Below are 16,922 nucleotides of genomic sequence, written 5' to 3'. Positions count from 1 at the left end.
AAGTCAACACAAATTATGAAAAAATATTTAAACGAACTCACTTTGAATGAGTTCACTAAAACATGTCCTGGTGCCTTTATAGCTGCAGGTTGCCGATGCAAATTCACTTGAAGCCCGCAAGCTTGCTTCAAAATCAAGTCCTTTGTGCCAGTAGTAGCAAAAGGCTCCGTGCAGGAAATCTCCAGCTCCGAGAGAATCTATAACCAATCGTTTACCGACGGGAATCTCTTTGATATCGCCCTCTTCGCTAAATAAAATCGAATGTTCACCTCTGCTGATGGCTATTCGTTTTATACCATGAGCTTGGAAAAAATCAATTACTTCGGAATGAGTAGAGCATCCCGGGGGCATAAAATCAGCCGAACAAATTACGATATCCAGCAATGGAATCAGCTCATCCAGATGCGTTTTCCAACTCCCTCCGTCAAAAACAACGGTCACCTCTCGCCTTTTGGCTTCCTGGCAAAGCTCCAGCGTCATCGTAGGATAAAATCCATCAATCATTATAATTGAGGGATTAAGTTGCTCCAGAAAGTTTCCGAAGTCGATCGACCGAGCCGAATGATCGTCCGGATGATGAGATACAATAGCTCTGTCTCCGTTCGAACTGGTGATAACAGTTGCCAAAACAGCTTCTTGTTCCTCATCTTCAATGAAATCGATTGCACCAATGTTCAAAGATCCGAAGTCCTTCAGAATTGTTTTTCGAAAGGGATTTCTTCCAATTGCTGTAAGAATAGTAGCGTTGCCCTTTAAGAAAGCATAAGCTGCAGCTGCATTTGCAGCAGGGCCTCCAACTAAGATTGCCGGAGATGCAGATTTTATTTTCTGATTTGATCCCGGAAATTGATCGACAAAATATTGAATATCGATTGTCGTCAAACCGGCAAAAAGAACGTCGGGCATGGTTCTTTGCTTTGTTTGTTTGGTTTAACGTTAAATATAAAAGAAAAAGCCGGGATGAAATTCATCCCGGCTTTTTTTATGCTGTATGCTAACAATTCATTAAGTATTCATTGCGCCGCAAACGTTGATCGTTTGTCCGCTTACATACGATGAAAGATCAGATGCAAGGAACAAAGCAACTTTAGCAACTTCTTCCGGCGTGCCACCGCGTTTCATCGGGATGTTTGCTTCCCATGCTTTACGAGCGTCTTCCGGAATAGCACCTGTCATTTCGGTGATGATGAAACCAGGAGCGATCGCGTTACTGCGAATGCCGCGAGAACCAAGCTCTTTAGCGATTGATTTGGTGAAACCAAGGATACCCGCTTTTGAAGCTGAGTAGTTTGATTGGCCGGCATTACCGCTAACACCAACAACAGAACTCAGGTTGATGATTGAACCACTGCGTTGTTTCAACATCACTTTTTGAGCTGCTTTTGTAAAGTTGAAAACTGATTTCAGGTTCACGTTGATAACAGCGTCCCATTGGTCTTCTGTCATACGCATCAACAGCGTATCTTTTGTGATACCGGCGTTGTTCACCAATGCATCGATACGACCGAAATCTTCTACGATTTTATTAACTACTTCGTCCGTTTCAGCAAAATTTGCAGCGTTTGAAGCATAACCTTTAGCTTTTACACCTAAAGCAGCCAGTTCGGCTTCTGTTGCTTTCATAGCCTCGTTTTCAAACAAGTCAGTGAACGCGATATTACAGCCTTCTTCGGCAAATTTCATAGCAATAGCTTTACCGATACCTCTTGACGCACCGGTTACGATAGCTGTTTTACCTTCAAGTAATTTCATCTTTTGTAACTGTTTATTTATTGGTTTAAAAATTTTGCTCGCCGGTTTGACTTCACGCTCCGGCTGCATCTGCCCCAATATTAATTTAGCGGAACAAATATAGTGCTTTGCCGATAGCTTGATATAAAACTCTGCGACTTTTTGAAAAGCTTGCGGCAAAGACGTTCAGGTTTGTAGAATCTTTGACTAAAAAGTTTTAATCATTTACAGCTCTGAGCTGTTTTTACAGTTTCTAAGTCAGACTTGGGTGTTCTTTAAAGATTTCAATACTTTTGCAGAAAATAAGAAATATGCTGGATCAAGCTACTATTTGTGCTATTGCAACTTCTCCCGGCATGGGAGCCATCGCAACCATTCGATTGTCGGGTGAGAAGGCTATTGACATAGCTGAGGCGGTTTTCCAATCAACCAACAGGTCGAAGAAGCTAGCCAACCAAAAGGCGAACACGTTACACTACGGAACGATCAGCGAAGGTGCCGAGATTATTGATGAAGTTGTGATGTCGTTGTTCCGCGCGCCGCATTCGTTTACAGGTGAAGATATCATTGAAATTGGCTGCCACGGTTCGGTTTACATTCAACAGCGATTGTTGCAAGTGTTGATCAAGCACGGCGCGCGAATGGCTCGTCCCGGCGAATTTACCCAACGTGCTTTTTTGAATGGCAAAATGGACCTTTCGCAGGCTGAAGCGGTAGCAGACCTGATTTTCTCCAGCAACGCTTCCAACCATAAAATGGCACTGAAACAGATGCGCGGCGGTTTCTCGAAGGAAATCAGCAAGTTGCGTGGCCAGCTTTTGCATTTCATTGCGATGGTTGAACTGGAGCTTGACTTCAGCGAGGAAGATGTGGAGTTTGCCGATCGCAAGGAATTGGTTCGGTTAACCACAGAAATTGAAGAATTGTTAGCCAAGTTGGCTAATTCATTCAAACTGGGTAATGTCTTGAAAAATGGTGTTCCGGTTGCCATTGTTGGCGAGACCAATGTTGGCAAGTCTACCTTACTTAATGCGTTGTTGAAGGAAGAGAAAGCGATTGTTTCGGATATTCACGGTACCACCCGCGACGTTATTGAAGACGTGATTAATATTGATGGAACAGCCTTCCGTTTCTTCGATACGGCCGGTATTCGCGAAACAACCGACCAGATTGAAAACCTTGGGATCGAACGCAGTTACAGCAAGTTGGAGCAGGCTGAGATTGTATTGTTAGTTACTGATTTGACGAATCCGATGGACTTGATCCAACAACGGATTGAGAAGATTCGCGAGCGCGTCAACGATCAGGAGTTGATTATCGTTGGTAATAAAGCCGATTTGGCTGGGCGCGATAAAATCGGGGAAATGCTCTCTGAAATTGATCTTGCCGACAACGAAAATGTCGTATTCATTTCGGCGAAGCAGCAGCAAAACCTGGATAGTCTGATCGATCTGCTGAAAGAAAGCGCCAACCTGCAACAAGCCGAAGGTGCTGATGTCATCGTTTCAAATATTCGCCATTTCGAAGCGCTGACAAATGCTCACGAGGCAGTTGTTCGCGTTATTGACGGGTTGAATAACGGCATTAGCGGCGACTTCCTGGCTCAGGATATCCGCGAGTGTCTGCACTATCTCGGTGAAATAACCGGTGAAATATCCAATGACGAAGTATTGGGACATATCTTTAAGAATTTCTGTATCGGAAAGTAACTGCAACAAAATAAGCAAATACAAAAACATTATATAACTCACTAAAAGCCCTAATTTAAAGGGCTTTTTTTGTTGAATTTTATTTTGTGGTTTTTTGTAATGTTATTAGTTTATTTTGTGCCGATTTGTACCTTTGTTGTACCTAGAAGGCTGAGGTACAAAATCAGCCTTGTTTTAGGGGAAATTATGGCACTTAATTACACTTATTTCGCTTTAATAACATTAAAGGCTATCTAATGACATCAAAAATTCAAGTACAACGGATTTGTCAGCATTGCGGAAAGGAATTTACCGCCCGGACAACAGTCACAAAATGTTGTTCTGACCATTGCTCAAAAATGTTTTACAAAGCCCGACAACGTGCGGAAAAGATTAAGCAGTCAAACACTGAAACCCAACAGATAATAAACCGACCGATTGAAGAATTGAAAGCGAAAGACTTTTTAAGCGTTAAAGAAGTGTCTGATCTATTAGGCTGTTCTGTTCGTACCGTTTATCGCTTAGTGGAGACTGGACAGATAAAAGCTACCAACCTCGGGGAACGATTGACACGGATAAAAAGAACTGACATCGATAGCTTATTGACTTGATAGAAGGCCTTTTTTTTAAAGATCACGTTCTTAATATTTTAAAAGCAAAGGATATGACAGGAATCAAAGTCTCATTACGGCAAAAGAATATTTCTGACGGGCGTAAAAGCCTTTATCTAGACTTTTATCCGGCTATTGTTCGGAATGGGAAAGCAACCCGGAGGCAGTTTTTAAACATGTATATTTTAACTGATAAGGCTGAAGTTAAAAGGGAGATCGACAAAAGGAAAACGGAAGGTAAAGATACCATACAATTAATTAAGCTTTACAAAAGTCTGAAAACCTTGACACCGCTTGATAGAGTCGGAAATACTGACACCCTAAAATTGGCTGAAGCAATACGTCAAAAGCGGGAGAACGAGTTAAATAAACCCGAGATATACAATGACTACGAACGGGAGCAACTAAGGAAGAAGGATCTAGGCGAAAGATGTTTTGTAGCGTACTTTCGGGCCATGGCAGAAAGACGAAACAATTCAAATTATGATAGTTGGATGTCCGCCCTTAAATATTTAGAAAGCTACACTAATGGAAGTATAAAATTTGCTGACTTATCGGAGCAGTTTTTTGAAGGGCTGAAAGACCACTTACTAACATCCAAAAGTAGCAGGAGCGATAAATCGACCCTATCACAAAACTCCGCTGCAGCATATTTCAACAAAATAAAAGCAGGAATTCGTCAAGCCTTCAAAGATGGCATTATACAAACAGACTTCAACGGAAAAATAAGTAGCATAAAAGAAAGGGATACAAGGCGAGAGTACCTATCAATTGAGGAATTAAATAAGCTCGTTAAAACACCTTGCAATAACGAATTATTGAAACGCGCTGCCTTGTTCTCTGCTCTTACTGGATTACGTTTTTCAGATATTCAAAAGCTTACCTGGGGTGAAGTTGAGAAATATGAAGGTCGTTATATTTTGAAGTTTACCCAGAAGAAAACTAAAGGCAGCGAAGTTTTGCCTATATCGGAACAAGCAGTTTCGTTTATGGGTGAACCGAGTGATCCGGGAATAAAAGTATTCGATGGACTAACTTATTCGGCCTATCAAAACAAACACCTGTTTCAATGGATTGGAGCCGCCGGTATCACTAAGGACATTACTTTCCATTGCTTTCGCCATACATACGCGACCCTCCAGCTAAGCAAAGGAACTGATATTTATACTGTTTCTAAAATGTTAGGGCACAAGAACCTTAAAACGACACAGGTTTACGCGAAAATTATGGACGAGGCAAAGCAGCAGGCAGCAGATAAAATCAAACTGGATCTATAGAACATTCAAACCATTCACATGAAACCATTGGAATACATTCTTTTCACGGAAGAGGATATTAGAATTAACTGTATCGATGATTATGGTTTTTCCGAACAACAGACAGATACAATTTTGACTGTAATAAAAGATTACATCAACAAGTTTTCTGCAATTCGAAGTTCAAAAAGGAAAACCGAAAGTTTAGTAATAGTCTTTGAGAAAACATATTCTTGCACAACAGTTAGTGGACTTTATGGTGCTAGCGATTACGAGCTTATACTACATTGGTTATTGAAAGCGCTATGGAGTTGTGATGATCGTTCTTACTTTTTTTCAATGAAATATCTAGGACAGTTATTTAATATAACACATAAAAAATCAAATAATTATGAGATTGAAAAAAAAGATATTGACACTGACGAACTAAATAAATTACTTAAATCTGAAGAGTCTGGAATATCGGCCGAGACCTTCGGAATTAGTGCATCTCCTGTGTCTGAAAATAAGATTAATACTCCATCTTCGATTTCAAAAGGACACCAAAAAAATACATCAATAAAACAGATCGTATTCCCAGATGATGAATTTAATAGTCGTATCTACGATGAGTTAAAAGGATTCTTCCCTAATCACCATAAAGAACTACAATCCGCTTTAAATGGAAATATATTGGCTTCTCCTATCTTATTTCCATCCAACCAGAACAAGTTTGTTGAACTATTCAAGCGGGCCAAATACAATGGATTTCTGATTGGTAATTTTACTGAAATAAATAAATGGCTTTGTTCTAATTTCACCTATTTGTACAAGAAAGGTGATAAAAAAGAAATCCGACCATTCAATAAGTCAAGTGTTCATGACTGCTTGACGAAAAGCAAGGGAGAACCTCCAAAGGATGAAAGACTCTGTAGCTGGCTACGACACAAAGGAAATTACAGCAGGTATTAAAAAAATAAAGCGTTTCAAAATAAACAAACCCCCTAGTAACCCCCTAAGGTTACTAGGGGGTTGATTGTGGTATTAACCATTCAATATCATTGTCGAAGTATTAAATTAAAATATACTTCACAATGAAAAAATCATTCTCTTCACTACCCCAACCGCAAATTGGATCTCCAGAAGAACGACAACACAGAAGTCTTTTTTATCTTCAACAGGAGAGTCAATTCAACACACCGAGACTGGGCATTTCTCACGATAATCTTCCCAGTGCTGTAGAATTGATACTTTATAAAGCTCAAGAAAATGAGAAACGACTGAACTTAGTTCTAGAACTACTGCAACAGACGCAGGATACCCTACCCGATGAATTACTTGATACCGACCAAGCATCCGAATTTTTAAAGATTACTAAGCCCACGTTGTATTCTAAAGTAAGCCGGGGCGAATTGCCTCACATGAAGCGATCAAAGCGGCTATACTTTTCGAAACAAGAGTTAAAAGAATATTTGAAGGCCGGGAAGAGACTTTCAAACGCTGAAATCGATGCGAAGGCTACGGCATACTTACAAGCTAAGCAAGAGGACTAATCATGAGTGTAAAAAACGAAAGGCGGACCTCTAGCAAGTATTGTCTTTGTTTCAATTTGGATACTGGCTTGGCATACAAAGAGTCAATGGATGTAAAGCCAGCAGAAAAAGTGGCAGTTGGTAACTACTGTTCATCTGTTATTGGAACTGAAGCTTATATAGAAGGACTTATCAAAAAAATAACTCGTCGCCCATATCTGATTGAGAAATATATCAAAATCTATTAAAATGGCGGGGTGGATAAGTCTATATCGAGAAATTCAGAATCACTGGATCTTCAAGGATGATAAACAGTTTAAATGGTGGGTAATAATACTCCTTAATGTAAATCACTCTGCCTCGAAATTCACGGTAGGACTTGAATTACACATATGCAATCCCGGTCAATCATTCAGATCCATAGAACAGTGGACTTCACTATTTGGATGCTCAAAAAAGACTACTGTAAAATTCTTTGAATTACTAGAAACTGAAGGTATGATAGTACGAGAAATATTGGGCAGTGGAAACCGAAGGAAACACCTACTAACAGTGAGGAATTGGCGCAAATACCAGGAATCGGAAACTGAAACAGTACCGGAAACTCCACCGAAAGGGTACCCGAATATAACCTCTAACAAGAAGGACAAGAATGAAAAAAATAAAAGAGAGGGAAAAACTATCTGTTTTTCACCGCCCTCACTTCTGGAAATTCAAAAATGTTTTGCTACAAAGATTGAAGAAAAGGGATTTACGTTAAACGCATCGCAAGAAGCAGAAAAATTTGAAGCCTTCTATTCGTCTAAAAACTGGATGGTTGGCAAAAATAAGATGACCAGATGGGAAAAGGCCGTTTCTGGATGGATAGCCAGAATGAGGCCAGAAAAAACTAATCCCAAATGCCAAACGCCCAACTATCAGGAACCAAGACTAAAACTTGACGCCATATGAAACCTCGAAGTACTATAGAAGAGATTAATGAAGTCTTTGGAAAGATTCCGCCTCAAGCTGTTGAAGTAGAAGAAGCCGTATTGGGTGCATTAATGCTTGAACAGGACGCCTACATCAGCATAGCCGAAATCATTGATACAAGAAGCTTTTATAAATTGCAGCATCAACAAATTTTCGAAATAATCAAAAGTCTTTCGCAAAGCAATAAACCAATCGATTTGTTGATGGTGACTCAGGAGCTTCGAAATCGTGGTTTACTTGACGAGATTGGAGGTCCCTTGGTGATTACTAAGCTTACTTCTAAAGTTGTATCAGCTGCACACATTGAATTTCATGCCCGGATTATCGCCCAAAAGTTTATACAACGTGAGATGATCCGGATTTCGTCGGAAATACAAATAAAGGCATATGATGACACGCTTGATGTAGATGACCTTGTAAACGAAACTGTAAGTGAATTGGTTGTAATTCAGGAAACAGGTAAAAGCAACGAAACAACGATCTCAGAGGGAGTTGACGGTCTTGAAAAACGAATTACCTGGAATCAAGCGAACACCGGTTTGTCGGGTATCGGTACTGGATTCTATAAGTTCGATAAGTTTTCCGGTGGTTTACAAAAGACTGATCTCTTAGTCATCGCGGGGGAAAGTTCACAAGGTAAAACATCGCTCGCGCTTACAATTACTAAAAACGCAGTCATGAACTACAAGGCCAGAGCTGCAATTTATTCCTTGGAGATGGATAAAATTCAGTTGGTGGCACGGTTAGTAGCCCAGGAGACCGGAATTTCGTCAAAAAGGATTCTGACTCAAAAGTTATCGCCATCTGAAATTAATAGGGTTTCCATAACGACGCGAATTATAAAAACATTGCCAGTTTTCTTTGATGAAAGCAGTACTTCAAGCATCGACCAGATTTGCACCTCTATGAGACGGTTAAAGATGAAATACGGGATTAACCTTGCAGTTGTTGATTACTTGCAATTGGTCGGGTCTGGACTAAAAAATAAGAGTGATGAAGCTCAGATTGCGGAGATAGCCCGCAGACTCAAAAATGCAGCAAAGGATTTAGGAATATCTGTTATTGCGATATCTCAGCTGAGCAGAACAACTAACGGGAATCACAGGCCAACCAAAAGCCGCTTGAGAGGTTCTGGTCAGATTGAAGAAGCTGCGGATGTTGTAATGACCGTTTGGAGGCCTGAAACATACGAAATAAACGAATTTGATGAACCACACAAAGGTATTCTAACTTTCGGGTTAGCGGAATGCCTTATCGAGAAAGGGCGCAATATTGGAACTGGCTCTTTTCTTCTGAAGTTTAACAAGGAAACTACTTCTTTCTATGACTACTTGCCAGATTATGAATTACCAGCGCAAAAGAAAGATTTAGAGTTTTAATTAACCTAACTAACCATTTAAAAAATTTATAGGTGCTTACACATTGAGGATAAATACATGTAGAATTCTTGTCTTAGACAAAGTTTACTCGAGTAAAATGATTTGTATTGCCGTAAAATCACTTATTCGTCAGCATTAATGTACTGTAATTTCAAAAACAAAAAATCGTCAATTATTGACGCAAATAGCACTTAACGAGGTTTATATGGCATTTATTTGCTGTTTAAAATGGTAGTACTCGGAGGCCAATGTTGGTCACAAAGTGATTATACAAGATTTATAGCACTATATTTTTAGAATTTGAATGAAATAGTGAAATATTGCGCTCTCTTGCAAGTGTCTCACATTCAATGTTTTGCTGTTTTTGGCTATGTGTCGTTTTTGAGTTGGTGTTTGAAATATTTTGGTTCCTTCTTCTTGATTTTGGACAGTTTTGTGGTCACTGACCGCGAAGTGTAGAATTTGCGTTGTAATGTGTTCTTTTACATGTAGTGATTTGAAATATAGATAGTTGCATATTTGCATTTGGCCTGTTATTGCGTTAAATATTGACGTATTTAATCAGTTCGTTGTCAGTAGTGCATCCTCCTGTGAACATGAATCCCCAAAAGACTCTGAACCGGATTTTTGTGGGTGAAAATGAAATATAGCTGAGGGACCAAAAGAACAAGTTGCGCACAAATCCAGCGAAAAATGAAATGAACCAGGTAGCAACAGGCTAAGTAAAAGATCGTCACCTACCCCTAGATCAATTTCATCCTTGACTTTTATTCATTCATGGTCCAGCAGGCAAAGTTCAATACCCCTCCATATTCGGCGATCCAGCTTGCATCATAGGTACAACTTGATGCGAATTACCAAAGGTTCTCTTCCGCCCATAGGTTGGATAAGTAGACGGTGTTGATTTGGCTATCGGTTACCATCTCATGCGGCTTTCAAAAGTGGCAACATAATGGTTTGATAGTTGGGCATTGGTATTGCGTTGTTATTTGGACTTTCGAATTTAACACCATTTCTGTTAAATTCAAGCCTATTTTATTTTCTGACCTTTAAGCGTTATTATCGATACTGATGCTTATACAACCTGACAACTAACAAAAAATGATTATGAACCTATAAGTGTTCAAAGAATCGGGTTCGAAAAAAAAAATGAATCTTCTTGATCTTTTTACACCTCAAATCATCAGTCAATTAACGTGTTGCTCACATTATTGGAACACCTTAAATCAACGAGTTTGTCTTTCAGTAAACGCCACAATCTTTGTTGTAGCATATTCAATTGGCATACAATAAGTATTCATTTGTTGGTCCCATTCAAAACCGGGCTTTTCTAACATTAGTTTTGAAGGATAACGATTACGTAGACGAGTAAAACCAATATTGCTGCTAAAAATAAAGTCTCCCAATCCCACATCATTTTTATCCGTAAACAGCTGATCTCGGTTCGAGTCATACTTTGCACGCCACTGCATGTAGGCTGGTACATATTCATTCAACATCCTTGTCAATTGACTTTTAAGCTTTTTACCCATATACCTTGGGTTATCGTAAAACGAATGAATATCCTGAAAAAGATCGATCATGTTATCCGCGGTTATTGCTTCTGGGTACACAAAATGAAGTAAATCCAGGACAAGAATTTGCAGCAAATGTTCGTCCTTTTGCCTCCAACTAACATTGCCTAACAAGAAAATCGCTTTTTCACAAATGTCCTTTCTAAATCTATTCATTCGCTCGTTAGCCAAATCGTAGGAGTACTTTTTAAACCCCGCTCTCGAATTTGAATGCAGGATAAAGTGTGCAAGGGTATCGACTATATAGTATTTTAAACCCCAAGAATCATCCCCCGAAAGGACGCCCTCTTCAATATAAAATACTTTGTCGGATGAGGTTGCATATTCTTCGTCATGAATAAACAGATCAGCATCTACATCATTAAGCGCTTTCAGAACTTTTGGAAATAGATCCGAGTCTACCTTGTAAAATTTGACATTGATATCGTCTCTGTCTAGCTGCTCCGTGGAAACCAGGCCGTACTGACTTTCAATCGCCTTTATTTGTTCTGCAAACTCTCGTTTGAACCGTATCTTAAAGATCGTATTAGTTGTTTCGTAATATTTATTGTAGCACAAATACAAAAGATCGATAAATGTTGAAACATTGGATAATACCTTATGATTTACCGGATCTTCGGGCGTATCTTTATAAATACCTGTTTTGTAAAAGCGTTTAAGCCCATTTTCGAAGAGCTTATCAATTTTATCCAGATGTCGATAGATAGCCCTGCATTCTTTTTCATGTTGTGCACGATCGTCGATTCTTCTGTCTAATTCAATTTCTACACCATCCTGCTCGTCTATATCGATATTTGCCAACATTTCTTCAGCACTATCGTGCACCTTGACCTCTTTATTAATCAACCCCCGCGATACCAGATTCAGAACTTCTGCAATTTGTACTGAAGGACTATTTAAAATCTCGGCATGCCGCGCCTGCAACGACTCCAACTGATTAAATTCATCCTCGGTAATAGGCGCGTATACCTTTTCTCTTTCAACTACAATCTTTGCGTTTGAACTCCCACGCGAAATGCTTGTCCCCTCGTATCCATCACCGTCAATCCACTGATAATCGGCATGACTTAATAAGTCAGCAAGCAATGCCTCGTCAGAATCATTTAGTATCCCGGCTACTATCTCATTCAGTTTGGCCTGACTGGGATCGGGGTTACATTTGGCTTGTAAAACAACGTTGTGCAACAACGCGTAATTTGAGACCCTTTTATCATCGAGCGTCAGGTATACCCGCCTGGCCTTGCAGTCTGTTTTCAATTCAATCTTGTACTCTAGACTTCCGGCATCAAGTGTAAAGCTCTCCTTTACCTCAAACAAATTGTCTTCAACACATAAATTGAACTGCTGCTTGGAAACTTGTTTCAGGTATAAATGAATTTTGCTTCCATTTATTTCGGCGTATACTATTCTGTTATCAAATGACAGAGCTTCCAGCGCATCACCTTCCCCTCTATGGACGCCCTTTGTTGTTGGTATCACGATTTTAGCATTGTTCGTGAGTTGAATCCCGAGTTCTGACAAATAGCTTTTCCCATTTTCCCGTTTAATCAATACCCCAGCTTCTGCATTTGCGGCTTTGTTTGATTGATATCCGAACCCAGCGAGTGTTGCATTCGCACTGCCTAAATACATGTATTCCAAACCGTCTGCATACTGAAAATGAATTATCTTGGCATGCAATCGGTTCACAGTATCGTCAAAGTCCTTGATTAATTTGGTCCAATCATAAAATACTAGTCTTTCCCGCAACTTTTCCGACATTCGATAAGGTAGAATACCTGCCGATGGGTCGGTCAAACAGTTGAATGTTTTTATTTCAAAGCGACTATCGAGCTGTTCCAGCAATTGCCCTTTTTCATCGAAATATGGGGATACGACTGTTAATCTTTCTATCGTTTGACTAGGCAAGCTTTGTTGTAGCTCGGTATAGCTGTTAGCTGATCCCTGATTGGCTACAAACTTAACTGATTGATTGTTGTCAATAGGAACAAAGTCATTTGTCACCGGAGATTTAATTTCTTCCAACCAAGGCGACCACTTCTTTATCCAATCTATTTTTTGCTGGTTAAAGCCTTTCGCCTGAGCTAAATAAGATTGAAGGTAATACCAAACATTTGCAAAAATCGAAGCATTAGGACCTAACGGTGAGTCCAGATGAAAAGCTCCCCAAATCTCATCATTAGTGCTTAACCCCGATGTTGTGAGATTGCCGGAGCCAATGACTAACAGTCCATGCTTGGGACCTGTTAGCATCATAATCTTCGGATGAAACACTCCGGTTTCATAAATTGGGTTAATACTGTATGTACGATGGTTGCTAAACTCATAGCCTGCTGTCATTTCCTGTGTCTGTTCCAGAAATTTACCATCAATAAATACGTTCACATTCTTTATGTTCGCTGTCCGAAGTATAGTCATTACCCTTTCTTCAAAAAAGGTGAAGTCAAATGAAAAACAGGTGATAACACAAGAAGTGTAGCGATTCGCATAGCGTCCTATCAGGTCAAGGATATTTTGTCTGTCTATCATAGTGCTTCCAATTTTTCAAGCAGGGATATCCCGCGAGGTGTTACTTCATTTGCATGATTTAAAAAATCAAGGTCTGTCAGGAAATTTATTAAGCTACCGATCCGCGGGCTTGTATTGATTGGACTGAAATTGTCAATTAAACGAATATGGTTGTTTTCGAGGATAAATTTTTGTGTCGATTGATTTCCACTACCCATTTTCCTGAAGGCAACAAAATGATGTCGATAGATCACTTTGACCAACAGAAATTCTTCAATGAAATGCCCCAGCGGATAGTCGAGGAATTTTTTAAACCTAAGGAAGTAACTTAAAACATCTTCTCCGTCGACAAAATGACCGTCTCTGGTAAACTCCATCAAACGGTCTAACTGCAATCTATTCGTTTGGTATAGCTTCCAGACCAGAATAAACGAATAAGCAATCCTGCCAATCGATTTTTCCCGTATCAAAAGTTGCTGAAGATTAGCTTCGCCTTCCTCTATATTACTGATCATATCTGATACGGTTTGCTCCTTATTCTCTGCTAGTTTTAAATTAACAAGTAACTTCAAAACCGCTTCGCCCGTTTTCTTTATAAAATCGGGAAGAGCCATCCAGCCTGGTCCGACATTTTCCTCCAAATAATTGAGACCGCCGTTAAGAATTGCAGTACATGCTATTTGCCAATATTCGTTCAATGCATAATAGTACCAACCAGTCATGCAAAGATCAACTGTTCCTTTTCGGTATCCTTGCTTCCGGTAGGCAAAGTTTGTAAAATCTTGTACCAAACGCTCTGGCTTATTTTCCAAAACGAAACGAAGAAATCGCTTGATCGTGTCGCGACGCATACTACGTGAATCTTCGCCCTCTACCAGAGGCTTGTCGGAAGATTCAAGAAGCATTGTTAAAAGACGCCATTCTTCCGTTGTTGGATCGATTAATAACATATTGAAGTCGGGTAAAAGCATATCCAACTGCTGTTGAGATACACTTCCTTCATTGATACAATTCAGGAAAAGAGCATGTGTTTCAGGTCGAATATTTTCACCGAATGCGTTTCCCAACTCTTCCCCCGAAATGCCTGCTTGCTTATCTTGCAGTGTCCGCCGATAAATTCCGATAAACACGCCGTTTTCGTCAGTCGGTTCATCAATTAATCCCATCTGACGCAACGAGCCCACATAATACTGACCGAAGATACCGAATGAATATTTCCAGTAGGTTTTGTCCGTCGATCCGTCCTTATTGTACGTTCCGGTTTTCAAGTCGAAAACACCTGGATTTTCTAACATCCGTTGATATGAATAACTGCTTCCAGGAATCCCTTGCATTTCGGCTTTTACCGCAGTAAGGGCAACGAGAAATTCAGCGCGCCGAATAAATTGCTTTTGCTCAGCGGGATTTTTACTGCGAATAGTTCTGGCAAACTCTCCCAACAGCCAGCAGTAAAAACTGTAATACCGAATCCGATTGGTAACATTGTTTAAGCCCGGCAGCATATTACCGTACAACTGGACTGATGGATTCTGCAAACCCAACGGATCAAGCCCGTGAATAAAACTCAATCTGTCGCCAAGGAAGGGTACTCGGCTCTGGTTTTTTTCTAAGATTTTTGTAGGCATGACGATTCAGATAGATTAGTTTTTGCCACTCAGAGGTATTGTTTTAGTCTCAACCAGCTATCGCGTTTTTCTTCCCAAGGAATACTTGCATTAGCTGGGCTACTAGAAGGAAGAGCGAAAAGCTTAATACCTTGAATTGATCCAATATATTTCCCAAAGAGTTGAGCAGCTTTTTTGCCGTTCAATCCAATTGTTGTAACATTAGGGTAATTGACAATAAAGTTTGCTATATCATTAGGCAATTCGTCTGAGATATCTGTGTCAAGGCTTCCCTGTCGTTCGCATGAATGACAAACATCCCACAAAGCGATTCCATGATGCAATAAAAAGCTTTTCTTTTCTTCGTAATCACCTGGTAAACTTTCGCCAATGACGGCTTCAATTAATTTCCAAAATAAGTTGCGCGGATGTGCGTAGTAGGCCTGTTGACGCAGCGATTCTTCACCTGGCATAGTCCCCAGAATCAGGATCTTCGATTTGTCATCGACAACAGGATCTAGGCTATAAACAATGCCCTCGGTCGGAACTTTCATTTTCCTGTTTATTGCGTCCAAATCAACCAGTAATTTGTCAACACTCTGTTTCTGCCTTGTGTTCTGTTCTTCTTTATAGGGCTGAGCACCACTCCAACTGATGTCAATCCGTGGTCCATAATCAGTAACCCGGAAACTGATGCTGTTCCGATAGGCAACATCCTTGCCATGAAACCAGTAGCTTTTCAAAAAAGAGTCAGATTCATGGTCGATGTTTACCCTTAGAGTATCAATTGCGCCAACAACTTTGGTGTCGATTTTATAGTTTTTTGAGCTTTCCAATCGCGATGATGGTCGAATGGTCCGGTTTCTTATAATGGTTCCCATAAGTTTTCGATTTTAGGTTTACAGTTTATGATTCTTTTTCATTTCTGCATACATCATCCGGTTCAGTTGCTTTTTCATGTCTCTCGTGTAAAAGCCCTGCTCCCGATATTCGTAATGCTGACGCAAACTGTCCCCCGACTTGGCCTCGATACGTTTGCGATTGATATACTTGAACCAGGCCTTTTCTTCAACACTTATTGCCTTTTGCTCACCGCGACAGACCGCGATAAAGTTTCTCTGCAACTCGGTGAACGGCTCTAAAGTACCGTCCTGCAACCCTTGAAACCAATGTCCCCACTGATGAAGTAGTTCCAGCTCATCAGTGCCGAAAATAACGGCTGAACAATCGAGTTTAAACGGTCCTCTTTCCCGTACAAATGCCAGATGTTGTTGCTTTGTTTCCATAAGTCCATCTTTAGGGATGGCACAGCGTCTCAGCTCCGCAACCTAACTAACACACGCCTACCTGCCAAGTTTTTATTCGAACGGCTTAATTAATGTTTCTAATTCCTTCATCTTAGCCCTTGTTAATACGACAGAGTTATATGCCAAGCCCTTAAGTGCGATCTATAAGGCAGTAAAAATCCTGTGAAAAGCGTTTTGTTTTTCTAAAACTCTTCGTTTGAATCAAAAACAATGGGTGCCGACTCAGAAAGAACTTAAACCAGTTTTCTACTTTTCCCAAGATAGTTGAAATGCAAATTAATCTATTTTTATGATTAATGGAATACAAGTGCTCTTATTTGGAACGTTTCTAATATTAAAATCGACCCAAGTGAATATCCTATCTTATTTGTGGCAATACTTATCAAAAACACATGTTCTATGACAATTTTGAAAATAACTATTGGACTAGGATTCTCCCCCATTTTAGGTTCTTGGGCCAGGAGACATTATGACATTAAATAACCAAAACCAAGTTATTCTCGGGGAATATTGGATAGCGCCGATACCTTTCAATACGAATGGTAATCATCATTTTTTACTCTTAATGCGGATAAAGTCTAAGAAAGAACTGGTCTACAATTTTTTTAGCGGTTTCCTACGGTTGCAAGTCCTTGTAGTCTTGTAAAATACATTTTTGATAAGATTAGAATTTACCCAACATTAATTTAAGTCTATCTTAAATATACTAGTTGCCAACCGAGATATTGACGAGTATCTAAATTGGTGCGATTTTTTCTCGAATTGTCAATACAAAACAAAA

At 39.8% G+C, this 16,922-nt stretch carries 13 protein-coding genes; 7 read left to right on the top strand and 6 right to left on the bottom strand.

The features are described from left to right. Positions 1 to 27: 27 nt before the first annotated feature. Entirely contained in the window at positions 28 to 906 is an 879-nt protein-coding gene (locus BC643_RS01970; protein ID WP_120271494.1) for a PfkB family carbohydrate kinase, read from the bottom strand. A 99-nt stretch (positions 907 to 1,005) separates the two neighbouring features. Further along, complete coding sequence (gene fabG / locus BC643_RS01965; protein WP_120274101.1) at positions 1,006 to 1,752, bottom strand: 3-oxoacyl-[acyl-carrier-protein] reductase; 747 nt, start codon at positions 1,750 to 1,752, stop codon at positions 1,006 to 1,008. A gap of 290 nt (positions 1,753 to 2,042) precedes the next feature. On the opposite strand from fabG, the gene mnmE reads away from it, so the two are divergent. The 7 genes from mnmE to BC643_RS01930 all read left to right on the top strand — a co-directional run bounded on the left by mnmE (position 2,043) and on the right by BC643_RS01930 (position 9,148). Then, positions 2,043 to 3,440 (top strand): tRNA uridine-5-carboxymethylaminomethyl(34) synthesis GTPase MnmE, encoded by a 1,398-nt coding sequence (gene mnmE, locus BC643_RS01960; protein WP_120271493.1) that lies wholly within the window; start codon positions 2,043 to 2,045, stop codon positions 3,438 to 3,440. Positions 3,441 to 3,676: 236 nt separating this feature from the next. Then, entirely contained in the window at positions 3,677 to 4,030 is a 354-nt protein-coding gene (locus BC643_RS01955; RefSeq protein WP_120271492.1) for a helix-turn-helix domain-containing protein, read from the top strand. A 53-nt stretch (positions 4,031 to 4,083) separates the two neighbouring features. Beyond that, a complete protein-coding gene (locus tag BC643_RS01950; RefSeq protein ID WP_120274100.1) occupies positions 4,084 to 5,307 on the top strand; it encodes a site-specific integrase in 1,224 nt (407 codons plus the stop codon). Between the two features lie 18 nt (positions 5,308 to 5,325). Further along, positions 5,326 to 6,237, top strand: coding sequence for a hypothetical protein (locus tag BC643_RS01945; RefSeq protein ID WP_120271491.1), 912 nt, complete (start codon positions 5,326 to 5,328; stop codon positions 6,235 to 6,237). A gap of 122 nt (positions 6,238 to 6,359) precedes the next feature. Beyond that, entirely contained in the window at positions 6,360 to 6,818 is a 459-nt protein-coding gene (locus BC643_RS01940; RefSeq protein ID WP_120271490.1) for a helix-turn-helix domain-containing protein, read from the top strand. Between the two features lie 228 nt (positions 6,819 to 7,046). Next, complete coding sequence (locus tag BC643_RS01935) at positions 7,047 to 7,748, top strand: hypothetical protein (RefSeq protein ID WP_120271489.1); 702 nt, start codon at positions 7,047 to 7,049, stop codon at positions 7,746 to 7,748. Then, entirely contained in the window at positions 7,745 to 9,148 is a 1,404-nt protein-coding gene (locus BC643_RS01930; RefSeq protein WP_120271488.1) for a replicative DNA helicase, read from the top strand. The genes BC643_RS01935 and BC643_RS01930 overlap by 4 nt, the downstream gene beginning before the upstream one ends. A 1,226-nt stretch (positions 9,149 to 10,374) precedes the next feature. Here BC643_RS01930 and BC643_RS01920 read toward each other — a convergent pair. From BC643_RS01920 to maoP, 4 genes are read right to left on the bottom strand one after another with little or no spacing between them, the layout of a single operon-like run. Next, positions 10,375 to 13,251, bottom strand: a complete 2,877-nt coding sequence (locus tag BC643_RS01920) for a phospholipase D-like domain-containing protein (protein WP_120271486.1) — start codon at positions 13,249 to 13,251, stop codon at positions 10,375 to 10,377. After that, on the bottom strand, positions 13,248 to 14,855 hold the full coding sequence (locus BC643_RS01915) for a hypothetical protein (RefSeq protein WP_120271485.1): 1,608 nt from the start codon (positions 14,853 to 14,855) through the stop codon (positions 13,248 to 13,250). The genes BC643_RS01920 and BC643_RS01915 overlap by 4 nt, the downstream gene beginning before the upstream one ends. A gap of 29 nt (positions 14,856 to 14,884) precedes the next feature. Next, complete coding sequence (locus BC643_RS23470) at positions 14,885 to 15,715, bottom strand: DNA-deoxyinosine glycosylase (RefSeq protein WP_211337950.1); 831 nt, start codon at positions 15,713 to 15,715, stop codon at positions 14,885 to 14,887. 18 nt (positions 15,716 to 15,733) lie between these two features. Further along, positions 15,734 to 16,120 carry a DUF413 domain-containing protein gene (gene maoP / locus BC643_RS01905; RefSeq protein WP_120271484.1) on the bottom strand — a complete coding sequence of 129 codons (387 nt, stop codon included), beginning with the start codon at positions 16,118 to 16,120 and terminating at the stop codon, positions 15,734 to 15,736. Positions 16,121 to 16,922 lie beyond the last annotated feature (802 nt).

This window comes from Mangrovibacterium diazotrophicum (assembly GCF_003610535.1).
In the GTDB taxonomy this organism is placed as follows: domain Bacteria; phylum Bacteroidota; class Bacteroidia; order Bacteroidales; family Prolixibacteraceae; genus Mangrovibacterium; species Mangrovibacterium diazotrophicum.
This window is presented reverse-complemented; position numbering and strand designations above follow the sequence as displayed.

Excerpts from the sequence above, each read along its gene's own strand:
- BC643_RS01970 (WP_120271494.1), bottom strand. The coding sequence starts at position 906 with ATGCCCGACGTTCTTTTTGCCGGTTTGACGACAATCGATATTCAATAT.
- fabG (WP_120274101.1), bottom strand. The coding sequence starts at position 1,752 with ATGAAATTACTTGAAGGTAAAACAGCTATCGTAACCGGTGCGTCAAGA.
- mnmE (WP_120271493.1), top strand. The coding sequence starts at position 2,043 with ATGCTGGATCAAGCTACTATTTGTGCTATTGCAACTTCTCCCGGCATG.
- BC643_RS01955 (WP_120271492.1), top strand. The coding sequence starts at position 3,677 with ATGACATCAAAAATTCAAGTACAACGGATTTGTCAGCATTGCGGAAAG.
- BC643_RS01950 (WP_120274100.1), top strand. The coding sequence starts at position 4,084 with ATGACAGGAATCAAAGTCTCATTACGGCAAAAGAATATTTCTGACGGG.
- BC643_RS01945 (WP_120271491.1), top strand. The coding sequence starts at position 5,326 with ATGAAACCATTGGAATACATTCTTTTCACGGAAGAGGATATTAGAATT.
- BC643_RS01940 (WP_120271490.1), top strand. The coding sequence starts at position 6,360 with ATGAAAAAATCATTCTCTTCACTACCCCAACCGCAAATTGGATCTCCA.
- BC643_RS01935 (WP_120271489.1), top strand. The coding sequence starts at position 7,047 with ATGGCGGGGTGGATAAGTCTATATCGAGAAATTCAGAATCACTGGATC.
- BC643_RS01930 (WP_120271488.1), top strand. The coding sequence starts at position 7,745 with ATGAAACCTCGAAGTACTATAGAAGAGATTAATGAAGTCTTTGGAAAG.
- BC643_RS01920 (WP_120271486.1), bottom strand. The coding sequence starts at position 13,251 with ATGATAGACAGACAAAATATCCTTGACCTGATAGGACGCTATGCGAAT.
- BC643_RS01915 (WP_120271485.1), bottom strand. The coding sequence starts at position 14,855 with ATGCCTACAAAAATCTTAGAAAAAAACCAGAGCCGAGTACCCTTCCTT.
- BC643_RS23470 (WP_211337950.1), bottom strand. The coding sequence starts at position 15,715 with ATGGGAACCATTATAAGAAACCGGACCATTCGACCATCATCGCGATTG.
- maoP (WP_120271484.1), bottom strand. The coding sequence starts at position 16,120 with ATGGAAACAAAGCAACAACATCTGGCATTTGTACGGGAAAGAGGACCG.